Origin of the sequence: Aeromonas sp. QDB18 (genome assembly GCF_027705325.1) — a bacterium.
GTDB classification, from domain to species: Bacteria; Pseudomonadota; Gammaproteobacteria; order Enterobacterales; family Aeromonadaceae; genus Aeromonas; species Aeromonas caviae.
In genome coordinates, this window is the sequence record NZ_JAPDBQ010000266.1 from 1 (window position 1) to 1,737 (window position 1,737).

Annotated in this window: 2 protein-coding genes; both read left to right on the forward strand. The window is 61.2% G+C overall.

The features are described 5' to 3' along the window. The first annotated feature begins 82 nt into the window (after positions 1-82). Positions 83-1,024: a DMT family transporter gene (locus OKC30_RS20735; RefSeq protein ID WP_270666990.1), complete on the forward strand. Its 942-nt coding sequence runs from the start codon at positions 83-85 to the stop codon at positions 1,022-1,024. 67 nt (positions 1,025-1,091) lie between these two features. After that, entirely contained in the window at positions 1,092-1,430 is a 339-nt protein-coding gene (locus OKC30_RS20740; RefSeq protein WP_270666993.1) for a tRNA-binding protein, read from the forward strand. Positions 1,431-1,737 lie beyond the last annotated feature (307 nt).

Consider the following 1,737-nt stretch of genomic DNA (forward strand, 5'->3'; position numbering starts at 1 on the left):
TACGACAACAGGTCAACTGAGCGAAATCGGCGCCTGAGAGACTGCTGTCCTGCTTTGGAATTGTGCAACAAGGCCGGGCAGCGTGAAAGTTTCATCGAAAGAACATCTGCTCGGGGTTGCCGGCGTTCTGGTGGCGGCTGTCCTATGGGGCACGACTGGCGTTTCCGCTACCTTCGCCCCGGAAGTTGGCGCGGCCGCGATTGGTGCGGCCGCTATGGGCGTCGGCGGTCTGCTTCAGACCGCCATCGCCACCCGAGCCATTGCCCGTCATGCGGCCGCGCTGAGCCTGCAATGGCGCTGGCTGCTGTTGGGCGCGCTGGCCGTGACCATCTACCCGCTGGCGTTCTATGGCTCAATGCGTCTGGCCGGCGTGACGGTCGGCACGGTGGTTTCCATTGGCTCCGCGCCGCTGCTGTCGGCTGTCATCGAGATGGTCATGGACGGCCTGCGCGTCAGCGCCCGATGGGTCATCGGGGCCGGCCTGGGACTGGTGGGCATGACCTTGCTCTGCATTGCGAAAATCAGCGGCCATAGCGCGGCTTCCGCTGCGCCATCCATCACCATCGGCGTGGCCCTGGGCCTGCTCGCGGGCTTGACCTATGCGCTGTATTCCTGGGCGGCCCGTCGCCTGATGCAGCGCCGTATCCCCTCGCGGGCGGCAATGGGTGCGATCTTCGGCATTGGCGGACTGCTGCTGATACCGGTGCTGTTCGCAACGGGTGCGCCGTTCCTGGCCTCATGGAACAACGCCGCCGTAGGCATCTACATGGCCTTGGTGCCGATGTTCCTGGGCTATGTCTGCTTCGGCTACGGGCTGGCTCGCATTGCGGCCAGCACGGCCACCACGATCACCCTGTTGGAGCCGGTCGTCGCGGCGGCGCTCGCCGCCGTCATCGTGGGCGAGAGGCTGCCCGCAATGGGTTGGGTGGGCGTTGCGCTCATCTTCGCGTGCCTGGTGTGCATCACCTTGCCGGTGCGGGCGCGCAGTCGAACGAATCCGGTACCTTCAACAAACCCGGCCTGACGGCGCAACACCAGCCGATCAGGCATCACATCACCCTCTTTCAACGCTAGGAATGACAGTAACCATCATGACGACAATTTCATGGGATGACTTCGCAAAGGTCGAACTGCGCGTGGGGCGCATCATCAAGGCCGAACCTTTTCCCGAGGCGCGCAAGCCGGCCTACAAACTGCTGGTCGATTTCGGGCCAGAGATCGGACAGCGCAAGTCCAGCGCACAAGTGACCGGCCTCTATGCAATGGATGAACTGCTGGGCAAGCAGGTAGTCGCCATCATCAACTTCCCGCCCAAGCAAATCGGACCGCTCATATCCGAATGCTTGGTGACGGGCTTCCCCGACGAACAAGGCCATGTGGCGCTGTGCGTGCCAGACAGGCCGGTGCCGTTGGGAGCAAAGCTGTTTTAGGCGGCCAGCGCCCATACAAAAAGGTGGGCCAAAATTTGGTGGCCATTATGGGGTTGTAAGCCGGAACCGCCGAATTTTCGGTCCATCCTCCAGCGCGGCCGAAGTGTCTGATTGGCCTACACCCTAACTTGGCGTCAAGTGTTGCCAATGAAATGCGTCAGGTTAGAGTTAAGGCAGGTATTTATTGACACAATGCGCGAAGGATCATAGATTCTTTCCTGACACATTTATGTCGTTTTCAGAAGACGGCTGCACTGAACGTCAGAAGCCGACTGCACTATAGCAGCGGAGGGGTTGGATCCATCAG

Excerpts from the sequence above, each read along its gene's own strand:
- OKC30_RS20740 (WP_270666993.1), top strand. The coding sequence starts at position 1,092 with ATGACGACAATTTCATGGGATGACTTCGCAAAGGTCGAACTGCGCGTG.